Genomic DNA, 18566 nt, shown 5'->3' with positions numbered 1-18566 from the left:
CCGAAGCATCTCTACCGCCAGAGTAATTAGTTACTACTGCGGTAGAGATGCTTCGGCAAGCTCAGCATGACGCTCTATAAAGTGCAGTCTAAAGTTGCTACGCGCCTAGATTCTCGCTGAAAAACGCCAGCGTCAGGGCCCACGCTTCTTTAGCGGCCTCGGGGTGGTAGCTGGGCCGCTCGTCGCAATGGAAACCGTGGTCGGCGTAGGAGATGACTGTGTTGATAAACGGCTTTTTGGCGGCCTCTACTGCTTCAACAACCTGATTGATTTGCTCTTTGCCAATGTGAGCGTCGAGCCCGCCCCAGAAGAACAGGTGCGGCGCGTGCAGGTCTTTTGCCCGGTCGGCAATGGTGTGGGTGCCACCGCCGTAGTACGATACCCCGGCCGCCAGCGGCAACACGGCATTGGCCAGGAAGGAAACGCGGCCACCCAGGCAAAAGCCGATGCTGCCAATTTTATCGGTCTTTACCAGCGGCTGGGTGGTTAGCCAGGCGTGGGCGGCTTGCAGGTCCGCCGTCAGGTCGTCGTTGTTGATGGCGCCGTAGTGCGGCATGGCTTCGGTGCTGAAGTTGGCGTAGGCGATTTCCAGGCCCGGCGCGGCGGTGCGATGGAACAGCTCGGGGGCAATCACGGCGTAGCCGGCGGCGGCCAGCCGGTCGGCCACGCTGCGGATGTGGTGGTTCACCCCGAAGGCTTCCTGGAGCAGAATGATGCCCGGCACCGGGCCGGTGCTGCTGGGGAAGGCCGTGTAAGCGCGCATTTCGCTGCCGTCGGCAACGGCTAGGGTCACAAAATTCTGGTCACTCATGTCGAAAGAATAAGAATTGATTTCGGCCCTTAACAGCTGAGCCGCCAATTGTTCATCGGGCAGCTGCCCAACCGGCCTCGAACCGGAAAGGGAAGCGGGCGGTTTAGGAACATTCGCCGGCGTCTGTGCCGGTCGCCTATTCGTTCTGCTGTGCGGGCCCCGCCTGCGCAGTTGTTATGCATTCAACTATGCCTTTGTCCTCCCCTAAACTCCGCCTCAACGTCCTCGACCAGTCGCCCATTAGGCCGGGCAGCACACCCCGGGAGGCCCTGCTCGAAACCGTGCAGCTAGCCCGCCTGGCCGACCGCCTCGGCTACACCCGCTTCTGGGTGAGCGAACACCACAACACCCACACCCTGGCCGGCTCGACGCCGGAGGTGCTCATTGCCCACCTCGGCGGTCAGACTAGCCGCATTCGCCTCGGCTCGGGCGGCGTGATGCTGCCCCACTACTCGGCCCTGAAAGTGGCCGAGAATTTCCGCCTGCTCGAAGCGCTGTTCCCCGGCCGCATCGACCTGGGCATGGGCCGTGCGCCCGGCGGCGACCGCCTCACCGCCCATACCCTCAACCCCAGCAACACCTTCAGCGAGCAGGATTTTGTGGAGCAGCTGATGGACCTGCAGGCCTACCTGCGCGACGAAAAAGTGCCCGACACCATTCACGAGCGGGTAATGGCGGCTCCGCAGGCTGCCACCAGCCCGGAGCTGTGGCTGCTGAGCTCGAGTGGGCAAAGCGGCCTGTTTGCCGCGCACCTGGGCATGGCGTTTTCCTTTGCTCAGTTCATCAATGGCAGCGGCGGCCCGGCGGCCGTGCGCCAGTACCGCGAGCGGTTCCGGCCCAGCCGCGAGCTGGCGGCTCCGCTGGCCAACGTGGCCGTGTTCCTGATTTGTGCCGATACCGAAACCAAAGCCCAGGAGCTGCGCGCTGCCATGGACCTCATGCTGCTGCGTTTCGGCAAGGGGGAACGAGGTGCTTTTCCTACGGCTGAAGAAGTGGCCACCTACCGGTTCAGCAGCGAAGACCAGGCCCACCTCGCCTTCAACCGCAACCGGGTGGTGAGCGGCACGCCCGCGCAGGTGCACGCCCAACTCACCCAGCTGGCCGCCGAATACGAGGTCGACGAAATCACGGCCGTCACCATCACCGCTCGCTTCGAGGACCGCGTGCGCTCCTACGAGCTACTGGCCGAAGCTTTTGCCCTGGCGCCGGTCGTGCTTGAACAAGAGCAAATGCTGGCTTAGCCAGTGGTTGATGCATAGACTGGCCATGAAAAAAGGCAGCCGTCGGGCTGCCTTTTTTCGTTGCTAATCATGTTTGGGTTAGCCCACGCCGGCTTCCAGGCTCACCAATTGCGCTTCAATCTGGTCGGCGAAGGTGTTAATCTGGTCGAGGCCGGTGCGGGCTTCCTCAATCTGTCCGCGCTGGTAGCGGGCGGCCAGCTCCTGGCCCGTGCGCAGCATTTGCTGCACGGTGCGCTCGAGCTCCTGCACGGCGGGCAGGTGGCCCAGCTCGGGCCGTAGCGAGTGCTGAATCCACTGACCCAGGGCGTTGTCGGTGTAAGAAAACAGGGTTGGTTCAGCTTCCCGAACGCCGTAGAGCACCGAGCGCAGCCGCGACTTAAAGAGCACCTGCTTCACGCGGGCCTGCTGAAAGTCGAAGGGGGAAAGGGGCATGCCGATGCTAAAAATGTCGTACGGAAATTATCTGCAAAGATACGCTCATGTTAGCCCAGGGCAGCCCCATCCAGGGCCTGCGAAGAGGCATTGCGCGCTTTTTCGAGGGCTTGGCGGGCGTGCACGAGCTCGGTGACTTCAAAGGCAAACACCACAACGCCATCCGGCTCGCCGTTTTCGCGGAACTGCTGGTACACAAAGTTGAAATACGCGTCGCGCAGCTCGTGGCTGGCGTCGCGCTCCACTTTCATCTTCAGCTCATTGCCATAAAACGTTTCGCCGGTGCGGTACACGTCGTTGAGCAAGCCTACAATGCCCTGGGCTCTGATTTCGGGCAACGCCTCGGCCACCGTGTGCCCTACCAGCTGGCGATTAGGAAACAGCTGCTGGTAGGCAGGGTTCACGAACTCGAACCGGTGCTCGGGGCCGCGTGTAATGGCAATCATGGCCGGGGCCTGCGTAAACAGGTGCTCGTAGGTTTCGCGCTGGTTTTCGGCGCGCTGGTACAACTGGTAGGCCTGTTCGGAGAGGGTGTTCTGCTGCTCGTTGGCCGCTAGGAGTTCCTGCACCAGCTGGCGCTGCTCGTGAATCTCGTTGGCGGCCCCCACCCACATGGTAATCTGGCCCTCGGCATCGCGCCGCGGTACATTGCGAATGAGCACCCAGCGGTACTGGCCGTCGTGCCGGCGCAGGCGGTATTCGTACTGCAGCTCGGTGCCGTGGGCCAGGGCTACCGCCCAGCGCTGCACCAGCCCGGGCCGGTCGTCGGGGTGGGTGATTTCGTCCCAGTTGATGGCCTGCATTTCCTCGAGGGTTTTGCCCGTGAACTCCAGCCAGCGGTTATTATAGTAGTTGGGGGTGCCGTCGGGATGGTTGGTCCACACCAACACGGGCAGGCTTTGCATAATGAACTCGCTGCGCTGCTGCGCCTCGTTCAGGGCTTCCTGGGCTTGGGCGGCCACGAGCGACGCCCGATGTGCTGCGGTTACATCCTGCGGAATCTGCAGGATGTATTGCAGGGTGCCGTTGGCGTTCAGGATGGGGTAATGAGTGATTTGCCAATACCGCTCTTCGGTGCCGCCGCCCACCTCGGCGGGGCGCTCCAGGTCGTAGCGCAGCAGGGGCATGGTGTCGGGTTGCAGCGTACGGCGCACCTGCTCGTGCGAGGCCGCCAAATCGCGTTGGCTTTCCAGGGCCGACGGGTAAGCATCGAAAATGTTGCGGCCCACCGCCTGCGAGCGCGGCAGCAGCGACACGGCCACGTGCTGGTCAGAGTTGTCGAGCACGGTCCCATCAGGGGCCAGCAGCAGGTACGCGCCCGGCAACGCTCGAAACAGCGCACTATAATCGACGGATGAAGGAGTTTCAGCCATGAACGTGAAGATGGTGCACCGAAGAAAGCCGGGCGTATGTGAGGAGATGGTGAAGCGTACATGCCGCGTTTTCTCGATACGTAAAGCGGCGCGGCGCCGGGTGTGTATGGCGGAGCTTAACCGCAGGCGCTGGCTAACTCCCCGCTTCCTGGGCCGCAAAGTGGCGCAGACGGTAGCAGTTCATGGCCGTTTCGCCCAGCTGGTCGATGAGCTTGTAGTTGGCCACCGCGCCCACGGCCGCCCCCACAAAAGGCAGCAGCTGGGCCATTTTGGCCAGGTCGATGTAGTCGCGGTACTCCTGCTGAAACGTGCGCCAGTCGAACTTCTCCGGGTTCAGGGGCAGGGTCAGACGGTAGGCATCCCAGTCGGCCAGGCGCTGGTAGGTGAGGTTGCGGGTGTGCTGGCTGCTGAAGGCCAGCTGAAAAACGTGCAACAGGTAGAGCCGCTCTGTATAGTCGTGCACGTCGTAGCCATACGCGGCGCCCAGGTCGAACAGCAGCTTCATTTTCAGCCCAATTAAGATGGGGAAATCGGCCAGGCCCAGCAGGAAACCACCAGCACCGGTTACGGCGCCTTCGGCGGTGGCCATGGTGCGGTAGTTGCGAATCTGGTTGCGGGCCACAAATTCACGCTGTGCCAACGTGCGGGCCGTCAGCGGCTGGCTGGTGGTGTACTGCGAGCCGAATAGCACGCCGCGCACCATCTGGCGAATAGCCGCCGTGATGGCCTGGTGCACCCGCTCGGGCAGCAGGGCATTGAGCCGAATCTGGACGCGGCGGGCAAACTGGTTGAGCAGCGAGGGCCGCCGCTGCATCTGGCGCTGCCACAAGCGCAGCTCGGTGCGCGCCGGCAGGTCGTTGTCGGAATTGGTCAGGGTAGTTTCCATGTGGCTGCGAATCTACGGGCAGCCCGGCCACGCTCGGGTCGTTTAGCCCGGCGCGGCCACGCCCAGGGCCTGCAGCTGCGCAGCATACTTACGGTAAATCACCCGCAGGTCGGCGTTGTGCGTGTCGGCATCTACCCCAATGCTCACGTTGCGGGCATGGAAGCGGTGCAAGTGGCTGATGTGCGGGCACAGTACCGGCAACTCCCCGGCCAGCAGGAAGCGCACGTACAGGTCGAGGTCCTCGGCCATCGCCAGCTCGCCATCGTAGCCCCCCACCTGGTCGAAGAAGGAGCGGTGGTAGCACACGTTGCCCTGAATGAAGTGCTCGGCCCGAAAAATGGCCTGCAGCATGGCCGTGGGCGAGTCGAACTGCCAAGCGTAGTAGTCCTCGCCGGGCAGGTAGCGGCCATGCTCATCCACCCGCAGGAAATCGGCCACGAACCATGGCCGGCCAGCATTGGCTTCAATCTGGGCCCCGTAGTGGTACAGGGTGCGCTGCAGCATCAGGTCGTCGTCGTCGAGCGGGACTATCCAGGCATCAGGGGCCGCTTCGGCAATAAGCAGGTTGCGGGCCCGGCCGGCCAGCAGGCGGCCCGGCGAGTGCCAGTGGCGCAGCGGTGGGCCGGGCCGGGCGGCCGCCTCGCGCAGGTAAGCGGCCGTGCCGTCGCGCGAGCCGTTGTCATAAACCAGGTGTTCAAACGAGAAATCGAGCGGGGCACTGATGCTGGCGCGCACGCTCGCCACGGCCTCGGGCAGCAGCTCGCGCCGCTGGTGCGTGGGGGTGATAAGAGTAAAATGCATGCTGCATTCTTCGACAGCGAAGCGGAAAGGTTGCCCCAGGCCAATGATGGGCCCAACCGTAGCCATTGGTACTGCCGCCGCTTCTGCCAATTGGCCTGCTGTGCAGCCGCGGCGTTGCTGGCCGCAGGGCCCTATTGCGGCGCGGGCGCTTTCTTTGCCCGCACATGAAACCACAGGCCATTTTCAACTGGAGCGGCGGCAAGGACTCGGCCCTGGCGCTCTACAAAGTGCGGCAAGCCGGCCAGTACCACGTCCAGACCTTGCTCACCACGGTAAACGAGGGCTACCAGCGCATTTCCATGCACGGCGTGCGCACGGCCCTGCTCGAGCGCCAGGCCGCGGCCCTAGGGCTGCCCTGCCGCCAGCTGCTGCTGCCCGAAATGCCCTCCATGGCCATTTACGAGCAGCTGATGGGCGACACCATGCAGGAGCTGAAACAGGCCGGAGCCAGCGTGTCCATCTTCGGCGACATCTTCCTCGAAGACCTGCGCCGGTACCGCGAGACCAAGCTGGCTGAAGCGGGTCTGGAGGCGGTGTTTCCGCTCTGGGGCGTGTCCACGGGCGAGCTCATCCGCGAGTTCATCGGCCTGGGCTTTAAAACCATTACCACCTGCGTGAGCGAGAAATACCTCGACCGCAGCTTCGTGGGCCGGGTAATTGACGAGGACTTCCTGCGCGACCTGCCCGCCAACGTCGACCCCTGCGGCGAAAACGGCGAGTTCCACACCTTCGTGTTCGACGGCCCGCTGTTCAGCCAGCCCATACCCTTCGAAAAGGGCGAAATTGTGCACCGAAAATATACCGCCCCCGCGCCCCAGCCCACCGATTCAGCCGATTACGACTGCGCCCCCGCCACCAGCACCGACCCCAGCCCGTTCGACACCGGGTTCTGGTACTGCGATTTGCTGTAGAGATAGTATAGGCCGCTACGGCAGGAAAACAGCAGTTTCGCGTGCGTCAGCCGCCGCATCCAGGGTGCGGCTCAAAGCCAGGGCATCATCGACGATGGCCGAAGGATAGCCCGCCCGCGCCAGCAACCGAATGCCGTTGCGAGTGGTGAGCGGACCCAGCTTAAGCGAGTAGTCGAAGTACCAGTCGGTTTCGCTAACCGTTTCGGAAAAGTGGTATTCGGTGAAGGCCGGGGCCAGCAGTGCGCCCAGCTCGCCATCGTGGGTGGAGGCCACCACTAGGCTGCGGCTCTGCAGATAGGCCAGCACCGCCTTGGTAGCGGCAATGCGCTCCACCGTATTGGTGCCTTTAAATAGCTCGTCGAGGACGAACAGGTATTCGCCAGGCTTGGCCTCGGCAGCCCGCACGAAGCCGAGTACAGCCTCGGCTTCGGCAAAGTAATAGCTCTTGCCTTCGGGCAGACTATCGGCCAGGTTGACGCTGGAAACCACCCGTCGGAACGGGGCCGCGTAGGTGCTGGCCGGGCAGGTGGTAATTGTTTGGGCCAGCAGCGTATTGAGGCCAATGGTGCGCATGAACGTGGTTTTGCCCGACATATTCGAGCCCGTCAGCAACACGCTGCTGCGGCTGTCTACCGTCAGGGTATTGGGCACGCAGCCGGCCACCAGCGGGTTATAAGCGTCCGTCAGGCGCAGGCCGGCCGTAGTGAATTCGGGTACGCAGTGCGCCTGCCGCGCCCGGAATCCTGCCACTGCCACCGCGCAATCGGCGTAGCCCACCGCTTCAAACACGGCCCGGATTGCTCCGGCGTGGGCCTGCACGTCGCGCCGGCAGCGGTGGTACACAATAAAATCGAGCAGCAGCAGAATCTTCACGTACTGCAGAATCAGCCACGGCAGGGCGGCTATGTCCGATTGCAACTGCCCTTCAAACTGCAGAAAGGCCACCTTGCTTACAATAGCCCCCAGCCGCGTTAGTGGCCCGGCCAGCTCGCGCAAAGCCGGCAGCGAAAGCCCCAGCGGCGCCAGCTCGCGGCCGGCCCGGTAAAGATTGCCTAATTGCAGCATGGGCCGCGTCCCGGCGACCACCCGCGACCGGAAGAAATAATGCAGTACCGTGTGGGCCAGCACCTGCCCCGCCGTGAAGAACCACAGCACTGGCAGCCAGAAGCCGCCCACCAACGTCGCCAGCAGCAGCAACACCAGTACCGGAGCCGCCGCCGCCAACGGCAGGGCCGGCAGCGCAATGCCGGCCAGCAGGTCGGTCAGGTAGTAGGCCTCCATCGATTGCAGGCGGCTGAGAGCCAGCAAGGCCCCGCCGCGTGCCGCCGGTTGTGCAGTAAAAAGGGCCGCTGCTTCATCGAATTCCTGTAGCGCGCCGGCCTCGGCCAGCGGGGTGCGCAGCCGGTTGTAGAGGCACTGCTGCCCTACGCGGCTAACCGTGCCATCGAGCAGCGCAAAGAGCTCCTCGCCGTTTAGGTCGTGCCAGGTTTGGTCGTCGAGGCGGTGCCAGGCGGGGCCGGCTTGCTGTTGTTGATGGTAGCGGGCTACGAGTGGGAAGTTGCGAAAGCGGGGCGAGGGCTGCTGCCACTCGGCTTCGAGAGCAGCCAGGCGGGTAGCGGAGGAAGTCCACATGGGCAGGGCAAGGCGGCTTTGGAAAGGGGAAGCGGCCTGGCAAAGGTACTGGCCCGGCCGGGCCAGTACCTTTGCCAGGCCGCCGCGTCCGTATAGGCTTCCGGCTACGGCCCATAATTCCTTTTTTTAATGCGCACACCTATTCAAAAAGCGGCCCGTATCGGCGGCTACGGTCTTCTCTCCTTCATGGCGTTCCTCGCCGTTTATGCCGGGGCCGCGCTTACCATCCCCCACATTCCGGTAGCTAAAGCCGACCCCAACGCTTCCGCCGACGTGGTTGTGTACCTGCACACCAACGGCGTGCACACCGATATTGTGTTGCCCGTGGTGAGCCCGGAGTTCGACTGGCGGCCCCTGCTTCCCTACGCCAACCTGCCATCGAAGGACAGCAGCCTGCCTTACGTCGGCTTCGGTTGGGGCGATAAGGGCTTTTACCTCGACACGCCCACCTGGGCTGACCTCAAGTTCAGCACCGCTTTCATGGCCGCGTTCTGGCTGGGCTCGGCAGCGATGCACACCACCTATTTCCGGACGATGACACCCGGCCCGCAAACCATCGAGCTGCGCCTGAGCCGGGCCGAATACGCCCGGCTGGTCGACTACATTCGCACCAGCTTCCGGCAGGATGCTTCCGGCCAATTCGAACAAATAAAGGGCCACAGCTACGCCGATAATGATGCCTTTTACGAAGCGCCCCGCGTGTACAGCTTCCTCTACACCTGCAATACCTGGACGAATAATGCCTTGAAAGCCAGCGGCCAGCGCGCCTGCCTCTGGACGCCCACCGACAAGGGCATCTTCAGCATCTACGGCCACTAAAGGCACCAAAAATTTGCCCTGAACTTTGGGTAAACTCCTTTATGTTGCGCGGGTTAACCGGCGCGGGTCAGGCCCGGCGTAATTTTGCGTATCGTTGGAAGAATCTTTGTCAATCTGTTATGTCATCTGTTAATAAGAATCAGTTTTTGCGTGCGATGGCTTCGCCGGCGGGGCGTTTGGCGCGGGTTGCGTTGGGAGCGGGGCTGATTGGGCTGGGCCTGGGCCGCGGGCAAAAAGGCTGGCCGCTGGCCGCGCTGGGCCTGTTGCCGCTTTCGATGGGGGCCTTCGACCTGAGTGCGCTGGCGCCATTGGCTGGCCTGCCGGCGCAGGGCGAGCAGCTGCGCGACGCCCTCGACGAAGATGCCGACTATTACGTTACCCGCATCGGGACGCTGTAGAGCAATGAACCGGAAAAAACTGTTGGAATGGCTGCCATTGGCGGCTTTCGCCCTCGTGATGCTGACGGGGCTGCGGCCGATAGTGCTGGGCGGCTTGCAGCGCGGGCTGCTGGCAACCGGGCTCTGGCGGGCGCAGGTGCCGGCCACACCCTCCGGCCCGGCCGCCACGCTCGTCGTGCTCACAAGCAACAGCCCGTACCCGCATAACTTGGCCTTGCTCACGTCCGAGGGCCAGCCCGCGAACCTGAGCGACCTGCGCGGCAAGGCAGTATTTGTGAACTTATGGGCCAGCTGGTGCCCGCCTTGCCGGGCCGAGATGCCCGGCATTGAAGCGCTGTATCAGAAAGTCGACAAGTCGAAAGTGGCTTTTGTGATGCTGTCGCTCGATGAGGACCCGGCCAAGGCCCGGAAATTCTTTAAAAGCCAGGGCTACACTTTTCCGCTGTATTTCCGGACGGGCGAGCTGCCAGCTCCGTTCGATTCCAACAGCATCCCGTCGACTGTTATTCTGGGGCCCGATGGCCAGATGGCCGCCCGCCACGACGGCATGGCCGACTACGACACGCCGGAATTCAAAGCGGCCCTCGAGGCTTTGGCGGTGGCCCGGCACTAAGGACTGAGTGCAGAGGCAAGTGGCAAAGCTATTCTTAACACACCCGTACTTATTCCATCAGTCTGGCTTTAGAGCGCGATTTGTTCTGACCTTCAGTAAGTTGGGGTAAGAGACGAAGCTTTCAGTAGAGAATAAATCGGAGAAAATTCGGGCGAGCTCAAAAGTTTATTTGGAACAATTCTAAATAGCTAGCAACTTTGTGGCAGTTTAGAACGATTCTAAACAAGAGCTGCGCAAGCAGCCGGTCGTTTTTCTCCCATTCTCCCGCTTTGTTCAACCGCATGAATACGTTTAGCCGCGCTTCTTTCTCCTTGTTTATTGCCGCCCTGGGCCTCACTTCCTGCAGCAAAGACGACACTGTCGCACCAACCACGCCGGTTCTGCGCGCCAAAATCGACTACGCTACCCTCACCGCATCTTCGCCCTACACCACCTCGTTTAAGGATGCCAACGGGGCCGCTACGGTAGACCTTGGCGCGGCAGCCACCCGGCTCAACATGTTCACCGAGCTGAACAGCTACATGGCCACGGTAGCTGTGGCTGCCCCGGCCACGCCCGCTACCCTCGACCTGGCCCGGTTGCGCAACCTTTATACCAACGCCGGCGCGCCCTTTGCCGACGCTGCCCTGAACACCTCTGGCGTGCAGTTGCGCGATAAAACGGCCGCCTCTTTCTCGGACGCCAACGCCACCACGGTGCGCAACTACATCGACGGCCAGCTGGCCAACCTGGCCACGGCCAGCCAGTCGGTAAACCAGACCGCCACGCGCGGCAACGCCGGCCGCCTGGGCCGCTACTTGGTCGACGCCCGCGGCTTCGAGCCCAACCAGGTGATTCAGAAGGCGCTGCTCGGCGCGCTGCTGCTCGACCAGATTGGCAACGTATTGTTGACGAGCAACTCGCTGGCCGCCGAAAACGGCAAGGTGGTGGAAGGCAAGCTCTATTCGGAGCGCGAGCACAACTGGGATATGGCCTATGGCTACCTCACCTCGAACGCCATCATGACCACCGACATCGCCCTCACGCCCCGCGAGCGGTTTCTGGCCGGCTACCTGAACGAGAAGAACGGCCCGGCTTCGCCCGGTGTGTACCTCGCCTTTCTAAAAGGCCGCGCGGCCATTGTCAACAACGACGAAGCCACGCTCAAGGCTCAGGCCGACATTATCCGCACCGAGCTGGAGCGCACCATCGCCAAAGCCGCCGTTTCGTACCTGACCAACTGGAAAGCTGCCTCCGACCCCGCCGTGAAGGCGCACGCTTTGGGCGAAGGCATCGGGTTTATCTACTCGCTGCGCTTCTGCACCAAGTCCGGAGCCGACACCGCCTGGGCCGATTCTGTGCTGAATGGCCTGACCTCGGGTGCCCAAGGTGCCTGGGACCTCACCAATGCCCAGGCCGATGCCGCTATTGCAGCCATCAACACCAAGTTTTCGCTCTAAATCGGAGCCGTTTGCTTAGCGCTAACCAATGCAGCGCCGCAACCTTGCGGCGCTGCATTGGTTAGGTTGCTGTTACACCTCAACCCGTAGTATGAAAAAGTCGATTTTGCTGTTTTCGTTGTCGATGGCTTTGGCCGGAGGAATGGTGTCCAGCTGCAAAAAAACGGCTGAAGGCCCGGATACGGCCACTGCCACCACCGACCTGAACCGCGCCGCCCTGCTCACCGAATGGGCCGACAACCTGGTGAAGCCAGGCTACCAGGCTTTCGGCAGCAAGCTGACGACGATGAAAACCCAGGCGGCAGCCTTTGCCACCGCGCCCACCGTGGCCAGCCTGCAAAGCGCCCGCCAGGCTTGGCGCGAGGCCTACCTGGAGTGGCAAAAAGTGGAAATGTTTGAATTTGGCCCGGCGGCCGATGTTTCGCTTGTCAACCACTTCAATATTTACCCCACCGACGCGGCCGGCATCCGTCAGAACATTACGTCGGGCACCTACAATTTTGAGCTGTCGTCGGCCATTCCCCAGCAGGGCTTTCCGGCCTTGGACTACCTGCTGAACGGCATCGGGACCGACGACGCGGCCATCGTGCAGAGCTACGTGGCCTCGGCCAACCAGCGCCGCTACCTCACCGACGTGGTGGCCAAAATGGACCAGCTCTTCACCGGCGTGCAAGGCCAGTGGAACGGCCCGTACCGGGCCACGTTCATCGCCAACACGGGCACCAACGCGGGCAGCTCGCTCTCGCTGGCCGTGAATGCCTTTTCGCGTCACTATGAGCATTTCCTGCGCTCCGGAAAAATCGGTATTCCGGCCGGAGCCATGACCGGAACCGCTGCGCCGGATAAGATTGAAGCGTACTACTACCGCCGCGAACTGCCGCTGGAACTGGCCGTAGCGGCCCACGCGGCGGTGCAAAACGCATTCAACGGCCGGACCGGCCAACCTTCCATCAAGACGTACGTCGACGCGCTGGGAGCCAAGGATAGCCGCACCGGCCAGTCCCTGACGCAGATTATCAACGCGCAGTTTGGAACCGCTGCCCAGCAGCTGGCCACGCTGGCGCCCGATTTGCACGCCACCATTCAGACCCGCAACGCCGCTGCACTTCAGTCTTTTGCCGAGATGCAGAAAGCCGTGCGCCTGCTTAAAGTGGACATGACCTCGGCCATGAGCATCACCGTGACTTACGTGGACAACGACGGGGATTAAGTGAATCAAGAACGTCATGCTGAGCCTGTCGAAGCATCTCTACCGCGAGAGTAAATAGTTGCTAATGCGGTAGAGATGCTTCGACAGGCTCAGCATGACCGTCTGCCGAATTTCTTAACACCTTCAATGGCAGTAGAACCGCAGCCACGCTATTTCCAACGCTATATTTCTCCCGCGCCGCTGGCCGTATTCCGCATCGCCTTTGGCCTGCTGATACTGGCCAGCGTCGTGCGTTTTTGGGCCAAGGGCTGGATTGCCGAGCTGTACCTACAGCCGAAATTCTTCTTTCCGTATTACGGGCTGGAATTTATCAAGCCGCTGGGGCCATACACGTATGGCCTGTTTGCCGTTTGCGGCGTCTGTGCGCTGCTGGTGGCGCTGGGCTGGCATTATCGCCCGGCCGCGGCGGGCCTGTTCCTGAGCTTCACCTACATCGAGCTCATGGACAAGAGCACCTACCTGAACCACTATTATTTTGTGAGTCTGGTGGCGCTGCTGCTGGTTTTTCTGCCCGCTGAAGCCGACTTTTCGCTGGATGCCGCCCGCCGGCCGGCCCGTCGGCACACCCAGGTGCCGCGCTGGGCCGTGGACGCCCTGCGGCTGCTCGTGGGCATCGTGTACGTGTACGCCGGGCTGGCCAAGCTAAATTCAGACTGGCTGTTGGCGGCCGCGCCGCTGCGCATCTGGCTGCCCGCCAAAAACGACCTGCCGATGGTGGGCTTCCTGTTCAACTACCCGGCCACGGCCTACGTGTTCAGCTGGTTTGGCGCGTTCTACGACCTCACGGTACCGTTTTTCCTGCTGAATCGCCTCACGCGGCCCTACGCCTACGCGGCGGTGGTGGGGTTTCACGTGCTCACGGCCATCCTGTTTCCCATCGGGATGTTCCCCTACGTGATGATAGTGGCGGCGCTGGTGTTTTTCCCGGCCGACTTCCACGAGCGGCTGCTGGCGCGGGTACGCCGGTGGCTGCGGCTGGGAGTGGAGGAGCCCCGGCCGGCCGCGCCCCTGGTGTACCGGCCGCGGGTGCGGCTGGCGCTGCTCATCGGCTTCGCCTTGTTTTTCGTGGTGCAGCTGCTGGCCCCGCTGCGCTACTGGCTGTACCCGCGCGAGCTGTTCTGGACCGAGGAAGGCTACCGGTTTTCGTGGCGCGTAATGCTCATGGAAAAGCTGGGCCAAGTGCAGTTCAAGGTAGTGGATGGTGCTACCGGCCGCGCCCGGCTGGTGAACAACGCCGAGCATCTCAGCGTGCTGCAGGAAAAGATGATGGCCACCCAAGCCGACATGATGCTGCAGTTTGCCCACTACCTGCACGACTACTACACCCGCCAGGGCGTGCGCAACCCCCAAGTTTACGCCGATGCCTACGTGAGCCTGAACGGCCGCCTGGGCCAGGCCTACATCGACCCCACCGTGGACCTGGCCCGCCAGACCGAGGGCTTCGCGCCCAAGCCGTGGATTTTACCCTTCAATGATGAGATTACCGGTTTGTAAAGTTTTACTGTTGTTGGTTTTGCTGCTGCCCTGCCTTGGCGCGCAGGCCCAAGAAACCCTGCGCGGCCGGGTGCAGGTGGCCGGCAGCGGCGCGCCCGTGGTGGGCGGCGAAGTGTTTGTGAAAACCCTGAACCGCGCCGTGCTCACCGACAGCACCGGGCGCTTCGAGGTGCACGGGCTGGCTGCCGGGCCGCAGTCGGTGCTGGTGTCGGCGCTGGGCTACCTTCCGTTCAGCCTCAGCGTAACGCTGCCCGCCGATGGCTTCAGCTTCGAGCTGACGCCCCGCGACCAGACTACGCTGAAGGAAGTGGTGGTGGCCGCGCCCCAGACTACATTTGGCCAAACGCGGCTGCGCGAAGTGGAGGGCACGGCCATTTTCGCGGCCAAGAAATCGGAGGTCATCGTGCCCGAAAACCTGGTGGCCAACCTCGCCACCAACAACGCCCGCCAGGTGTACGCCCGCGTGCCGGGCCTCAACATCTGGGAGAACGACGGGGGCGGTCTGCAGCTCAGCATCGGCGGGCGCGGGCTGGACCCCAACCGCACCAGCAACTTCAACGTGCGGCAGAACAACTACGACATCTCGGCCGATGCCCTGGGCTACCCCGAAAGCTACTACACGCCGCCCACCGAGGCTGTGAAGCGCATTCAGCTGGTGCGCGGGGCGGCCTCGCTGCAGTACGGCACTCAGTTTGGCGGCCTGCTCAACTTCGAGATGCGCGGCCCCGAGCCCGACCGCAAAGCGGCCGTGACGTCGCGCCAGACGGTGGGTTCGTTCGGCTTTTTCAACTCCTTCAACAGCGTGAGCGGCACGGTGGGCAAGCTCAGCTACTACACGTTCGGGCAGTACAAGCGCGGCAACGGCTGGCGTCCCAACTCGCAGTTCGAGAGCAAAACCGCCTACGCCGACGTGCGCTATCAGTTCACCGAAAATCTGAAGGCCGGCGTGCAGGTGACGCACATGGACTACCTGGCCCAGCAGCCCGGCGGCCTCAACGACGCCCAGTTCCGGCAGGACGCCCGGCAGTCGAACCGCGCGCGCAACTGGTTCGCCGTCGACTGGAACCTGTTCAACCTCAACGCCGACTGGAAGCTCAACGCCAAGTCCAACGTGAACCTGACGGCCTTCGGGCTGGTGGCGGCGCGGCAGTCGCTGGGCTTCCGCCCCAACCAGGTAAGCCGGCCCGACGAAGACTACATCGGCCGCGACCTCATCGACGGCACTTTCCGCAACATCGGCCTCGAAGCCCGCTTCCTGAACCGCTACCAGCTGGCCGGTAAGGATGGCGTGCTGCTGCTGGGCACGCGCCTGTACCGGGGCACCACGCACAGCATTCAGGGCTTCGGGCCGGCCGGGCGCGGGGCCGATTTTCGCTTCGTGGAGCCCGACAAGTTTTCGAGCACTCGCAACTACTCCGACTACCGGTTTCCCAACCAGAACGTGGCCGTGTTCGCCGAAAACATCTTTTACCTGAGCGAGAAGGTTTCCCTCACGCCGGGCCTGCGCTACGAGTACATCCGCACCCAGGCCGATGGCGTGCTCGACGCCGTGTTCCGCGACCTGGCCGGCAACATCAGCCAAATCGTGCGGCAGAACGAGCACCGCGTGAGCCCGCGCGGCTTCCTGCTCGGCGGCCTGGGCCTGAGCTACAAGCCCAACGAGCGACGCGAACTCTACGCCAACCTCTCGCAGAACTACCGCTCCATCACGTTCAGCGACATGCAGATTGTGAACCCCTCGTCCGTCATCGACCCCAACCTGCAGGACGAAACCGGCTTCTCGGCCGACCTGGGCCTGCGCGGCGAGAGCCCCGGCGTGCTCACCTACGACGTAAGCCTGTTTGCGCTGAACTACAACAACCGCATCGGCGAAATCACGCAGTACGACACCTTCGACAACCCGTTTCGGCGCCGCCTGAACGTGGGCCAAGCCCTGATAGTCGGCCTTGAAGCCTACGGCGAAGCGGAGTTGTTGCCGCTGCCAGACCCCGCCGCCATTGCCCCGGCTGCCCCGCGCTGGCAGTGGTCGGCCTTCGGCAACGTGGCCCTGATTCGCAGCCGGTACGTGCGCAGCGTGCTGCCGCTGGTGGAGGGCAAACAGGTCGAGTTCGTGCCCGCCGTGAACCTGAAAACCGGCACCCGCGTCGGCTACGGCCCGGTAAAGGCCTCGCTGCAGTTCCTGTATTTGTCGCAGCAGTTTGCCGAAGCCACCAACGACCCGTCGACCACCAGTCCGTCGGCCGTTATCGGCCCCATTCCGGCTTACCAGATTTTCGACGCGTCCCTGGCGTGGGAGCGCCGCTGGCTCAAGCTCGAAGCCAGCGTGAACAACCTGGCCGATGCCCGCTACTTCACGCGCCGCGCCACCGGCTACCCCGGTCCCGGCATATTGCCTTCCGACGGCCGCAGCTACTTCCTCACGGTGGGCGTGAAACTGTAAGCAGGAATGCGAGAAAACCGTATTTTCTAGTTCAGAATCAACAAAAAAACCCTGTTATTCGGCAGGGTTTTTTTGTTGATGAGCAAGACGTTGGGCGATTTTTAGCGGCGTAGGTGGTGGTAATTACGCGCAGTGACGTCCATTTGCATGAAAGTTTTATTTGGAATGATTCTAAATAGCGAGCACCTTTGTGTTCTATTTAGAATCATTCCAAATAAGCACATGCGTCGTTTTCTCCTTCCTACCTTGTTCATTAGCAGTTGCCTGCCCAGCGTTGTGCTTGCCCAGCCCAACCAGCATCACCCGAACAACGAACAGCACCGAAAGGCTATGGGCACCGTAACGGGCCGCGTGCAGCTGGCCGATGGCCAGCCCGCCGAGCAGGTTTCGGTGCGCATCAAAGGCAGCGAGCGGGGCACGGTAACGGCTGCTGATGGCAGCTTCGTGCTGCGGGCGCCCGCCGGCTGGCAGGCCATTGTGGTAAGCTGCCTGGGCTGTGTAGGGCAGGAAGCTGCCGTGGAGGTACGCCCCGGCCAGACGGCCGAAGTGCCCCCCTTCACGCTGGCCCGCGGCGAGCAGCAGCTGGCTGAAGTAACCGTAACCGGCAGCAAAAGCCTGAACCAGCGCACGGTGAGCGCCGGTAAAATACCCATCGCACCGCTCGACAACCCGCAGGCCACCCTCACCATCGAGCGGCCGGTGCTGGAGCAGCAGCAGGCCCTGCGCCTGAGCGACGTGCTGGCCAACGTGGCCGGCGTGTACGTGATGGGCGCAACCGGCGGCACACAGGAAGAAATTGCCAGCCGCGGTTTTGCCTACAGCAGCGCCAACACCTTCAAAAACGGCGTGCGCTACAACAACGGCATCATGCCCGAGGTGAGTTCGCTCGAGCGCATGGAGGTGCTGAAGGGCAGCGCGGCCATCCTCTATGGCAACGTGGCGGCGGGCGGCATCCTGAACCTGGTAACCAAGAAGCCGCAGTTCGAGCGCGGCGGCTCGGTGGGGCTGCGCGTAGGCAGCTTCGGCTTCGTGAAGCCGCAGTTCGACGTGTACGGCGCAGTAGGCGGGAGTCAGAAGGTAGCCTACCGCCTGAACGGCACCTGGGAGCGCGCCGACAGCTACCGCGACGGCGTGCACAGCAACCGCCTGTACGTCAACCCTTCGTTGCTCTTCAAGCTGACGCCGAAAACCGACCTGGTGGTTGAAGGTGACTACCTGCGCGACACTCGGACGCCAGACTACGGCATCGGGGCCATCAACTACCAGATTCAGGAATCGCGCAGCCGCTTCCTGAACACCTCCGACGCCCACAATGCCACCAACCAAACCAGTGCCACCGCTACCCTCATCAGCCGCCTCAACGACACCTGGCAGCTGCAGGCAGTGGGCGCGTTTCAGCGTTACGCCAACGAGCTGAAAAGCGCCAGCCGGCCCACGGCCAACGTCATCAAGCCCGGCCGCAACTACGGCAACTGGCTCCGCAGCCTGCAGCGTACCGAAACCAGGGAGAACTACTACCTCGCGCAGCTCGACCTCACGGGCACTTTCCGCACCGGTGGTATCGGGCACACGCTGTTGGTTGGGGCCGATGCCGACCAGTACAACACGAACACGCTCTCCTATATTAGTCAGGCGTACGATTCGGTCAACATCATCAACCCTGGCCGGATGCTGGGCCGCCCAAAAACCACGGTGAGCGGCTACGACGCCATGCGCTACAACACCCGCACGCTGGGCAATACCCGCCGGGCCGGTTTCTACGCCCAAAACCTCATCAGCCTCTTCGACCACGTGAAAGTGCTGGCGGGGGTGCGTTGGAGCTACCTGGAAACCCCCAGCGACGTGTACACTTACCCGGCATTGACGCTGCCCGCTACCAACGCACCAACGGTGGTGGAGAACCGGCGCTACGACAACGCTTTCTCGCCACGTTTGGGGTTGGTGTACCAGCCGGTGAAAACCGTGTCGTTGTTTGCTTCATATGCTAACTCGTTCTCGCCTAATAAGTAGGTCGGATGAATTAGTTTGCATTATGCTCGTTATTTGCGGAATGAGTCGAGTAAACA

16 protein-coding genes are annotated in these 18566 nt (G+C 62.6%); 10 read left to right on the top strand and 6 right to left on the bottom strand.

Annotated features, from left to right (window positions below):
• Window positions 1-97 precede the first annotated feature (97 nt).
• Window positions 98-811 (bottom strand): dienelactone hydrolase family protein, encoded by a 714-nt coding sequence (locus tag ABD837_RS19845; protein WP_345058083.1) that lies wholly within the window; start codon window positions 809-811, stop codon window positions 98-100.
• 188 nt (window positions 812-999) lie between these two features.
• Here ABD837_RS19845 and ABD837_RS19840 point away from each other — a divergent pair, with 188 nt between their 5' ends.
• Window positions 1000-2052, top strand: coding sequence for an LLM class flavin-dependent oxidoreductase (locus tag ABD837_RS19840; protein ID WP_345058081.1), 1053 nt, complete (start codon window positions 1000-1002; stop codon window positions 2050-2052).
• 78 nt (window positions 2053-2130) lie between these two features.
• Here the strand turns inward: ABD837_RS19840 and ABD837_RS19835 are convergent, their stop codons facing one another.
• The 4 genes from ABD837_RS19835 to ABD837_RS19820 all read right to left on the bottom strand — a co-directional run bounded on the left by ABD837_RS19835 (window position 2131) and on the right by ABD837_RS19820 (window position 5544).
• A complete protein-coding gene (locus ABD837_RS19835; protein ID WP_345058079.1) occupies window positions 2131-2484 on the bottom strand; it encodes a hypothetical protein in 354 nt (117 codons plus the stop codon).
• Between the two features lie 50 nt (window positions 2485-2534).
• Window positions 2535-3857 carry a PAS domain-containing protein gene (locus ABD837_RS19830; protein ID WP_345058077.1) on the bottom strand — a complete coding sequence of 441 codons (1323 nt, stop codon included), beginning with the start codon at window positions 3855-3857 and terminating at the stop codon, window positions 2535-2537.
• A gap of 133 nt (window positions 3858-3990) precedes the next feature.
• A complete protein-coding gene (locus ABD837_RS19825; protein ID WP_345058075.1) occupies window positions 3991-4743 on the bottom strand; it encodes an EcsC family protein in 753 nt (250 codons plus the stop codon).
• 42 nt (window positions 4744-4785) lie between these two features.
• Window positions 4786-5544, bottom strand: a complete 759-nt coding sequence (locus tag ABD837_RS19820; protein ID WP_345058073.1) for a glycosyltransferase family 2 protein — start codon at window positions 5542-5544, stop codon at window positions 4786-4788.
• Between the two features lie 164 nt (window positions 5545-5708).
• Between ABD837_RS19820 and ABD837_RS19815 the strand changes: the two genes are divergently transcribed.
• On the top strand, window positions 5709-6455 hold the full coding sequence (locus ABD837_RS19815) for a Dph6-related ATP pyrophosphatase (RefSeq protein WP_345058071.1): 747 nt from the start codon (window positions 5709-5711) through the stop codon (window positions 6453-6455).
• Window positions 6456-6470: 15 nt separating this feature from the next.
• Here the strand turns inward: ABD837_RS19815 and ABD837_RS19810 are convergent, their stop codons facing one another.
• Entirely contained in the window at window positions 6471-8087 is a 1617-nt protein-coding gene (locus ABD837_RS19810) for a MutS-related protein (RefSeq protein ID WP_345058070.1), read from the bottom strand.
• A 129-nt stretch (window positions 8088-8216) separates the two neighbouring features.
• On the opposite strand from ABD837_RS19810, the gene ABD837_RS19805 reads away from it, so the two are divergent.
• The 8 genes from ABD837_RS19805 to ABD837_RS19770 all read left to right on the top strand — a co-directional run bounded on the left by ABD837_RS19805 (window position 8217) and on the right by ABD837_RS19770 (window position 18510).
• On the top strand, window positions 8217-8906 hold the full coding sequence (locus ABD837_RS19805; protein ID WP_345058069.1) for a TIGR02117 family protein: 690 nt from the start codon (window positions 8217-8219) through the stop codon (window positions 8904-8906).
• Between the two features lie 119 nt (window positions 8907-9025).
• Window positions 9026-9304, top strand: a complete 279-nt coding sequence (locus ABD837_RS19800; protein WP_345058067.1) for a hypothetical protein — start codon at window positions 9026-9028, stop codon at window positions 9302-9304.
• Between the two features lie 4 nt (window positions 9305-9308).
• Window positions 9309-9917 (top strand): TlpA family protein disulfide reductase, encoded by a 609-nt coding sequence (locus tag ABD837_RS19795; protein ID WP_345058065.1) that lies wholly within the window; start codon window positions 9309-9311, stop codon window positions 9915-9917.
• A gap of 281 nt (window positions 9918-10198) precedes the next feature.
• A complete protein-coding gene (locus ABD837_RS19790; protein ID WP_345058063.1) occupies window positions 10199-11356 on the top strand; it encodes a DUF4856 domain-containing protein in 1158 nt (385 codons plus the stop codon).
• Window positions 11357-11447: 91 nt separating this feature from the next.
• The gene (locus ABD837_RS19785) at window positions 11448-12566 is read left to right on the top strand and encodes an imelysin family protein (RefSeq protein WP_345058061.1); all 1119 of its coding nucleotides are present in this window, start codon (window positions 11448-11450) and stop codon (window positions 12564-12566) included.
• Between the two features lie 126 nt (window positions 12567-12692).
• The gene (locus tag ABD837_RS19780) at window positions 12693-14060 is read left to right on the top strand and encodes an HTTM domain-containing protein (RefSeq protein ID WP_345058059.1); all 1368 of its coding nucleotides are present in this window, start codon (window positions 12693-12695) and stop codon (window positions 14058-14060) included.
• A gap of 19 nt (window positions 14061-14079) precedes the next feature.
• On the top strand, window positions 14080-16500 hold the full coding sequence (locus tag ABD837_RS19775; protein ID WP_345058056.1) for a TonB-dependent receptor domain-containing protein: 2421 nt from the start codon (window positions 14080-14082) through the stop codon (window positions 16498-16500).
• A 222-nt stretch (window positions 16501-16722) separates the two neighbouring features.
• Window positions 16723-18510 (top strand): TonB-dependent receptor domain-containing protein, encoded by a 1788-nt coding sequence (locus tag ABD837_RS19770; protein ID WP_345058051.1) that lies wholly within the window; start codon window positions 16723-16725, stop codon window positions 18508-18510.
• Window positions 18511-18566 lie beyond the last annotated feature (56 nt).

The sequence above is a fragment of the Hymenobacter glaciei genome (assembly GCF_039539585.1).
GTDB classification, from domain to species: Bacteria; Bacteroidota; Bacteroidia; order Cytophagales; family Hymenobacteraceae; genus Hymenobacter; species Hymenobacter glaciei.
Note: the sequence above shows the minus strand (reverse complement) of the source record. Positions and strands in the feature narration are given on the sequence as shown.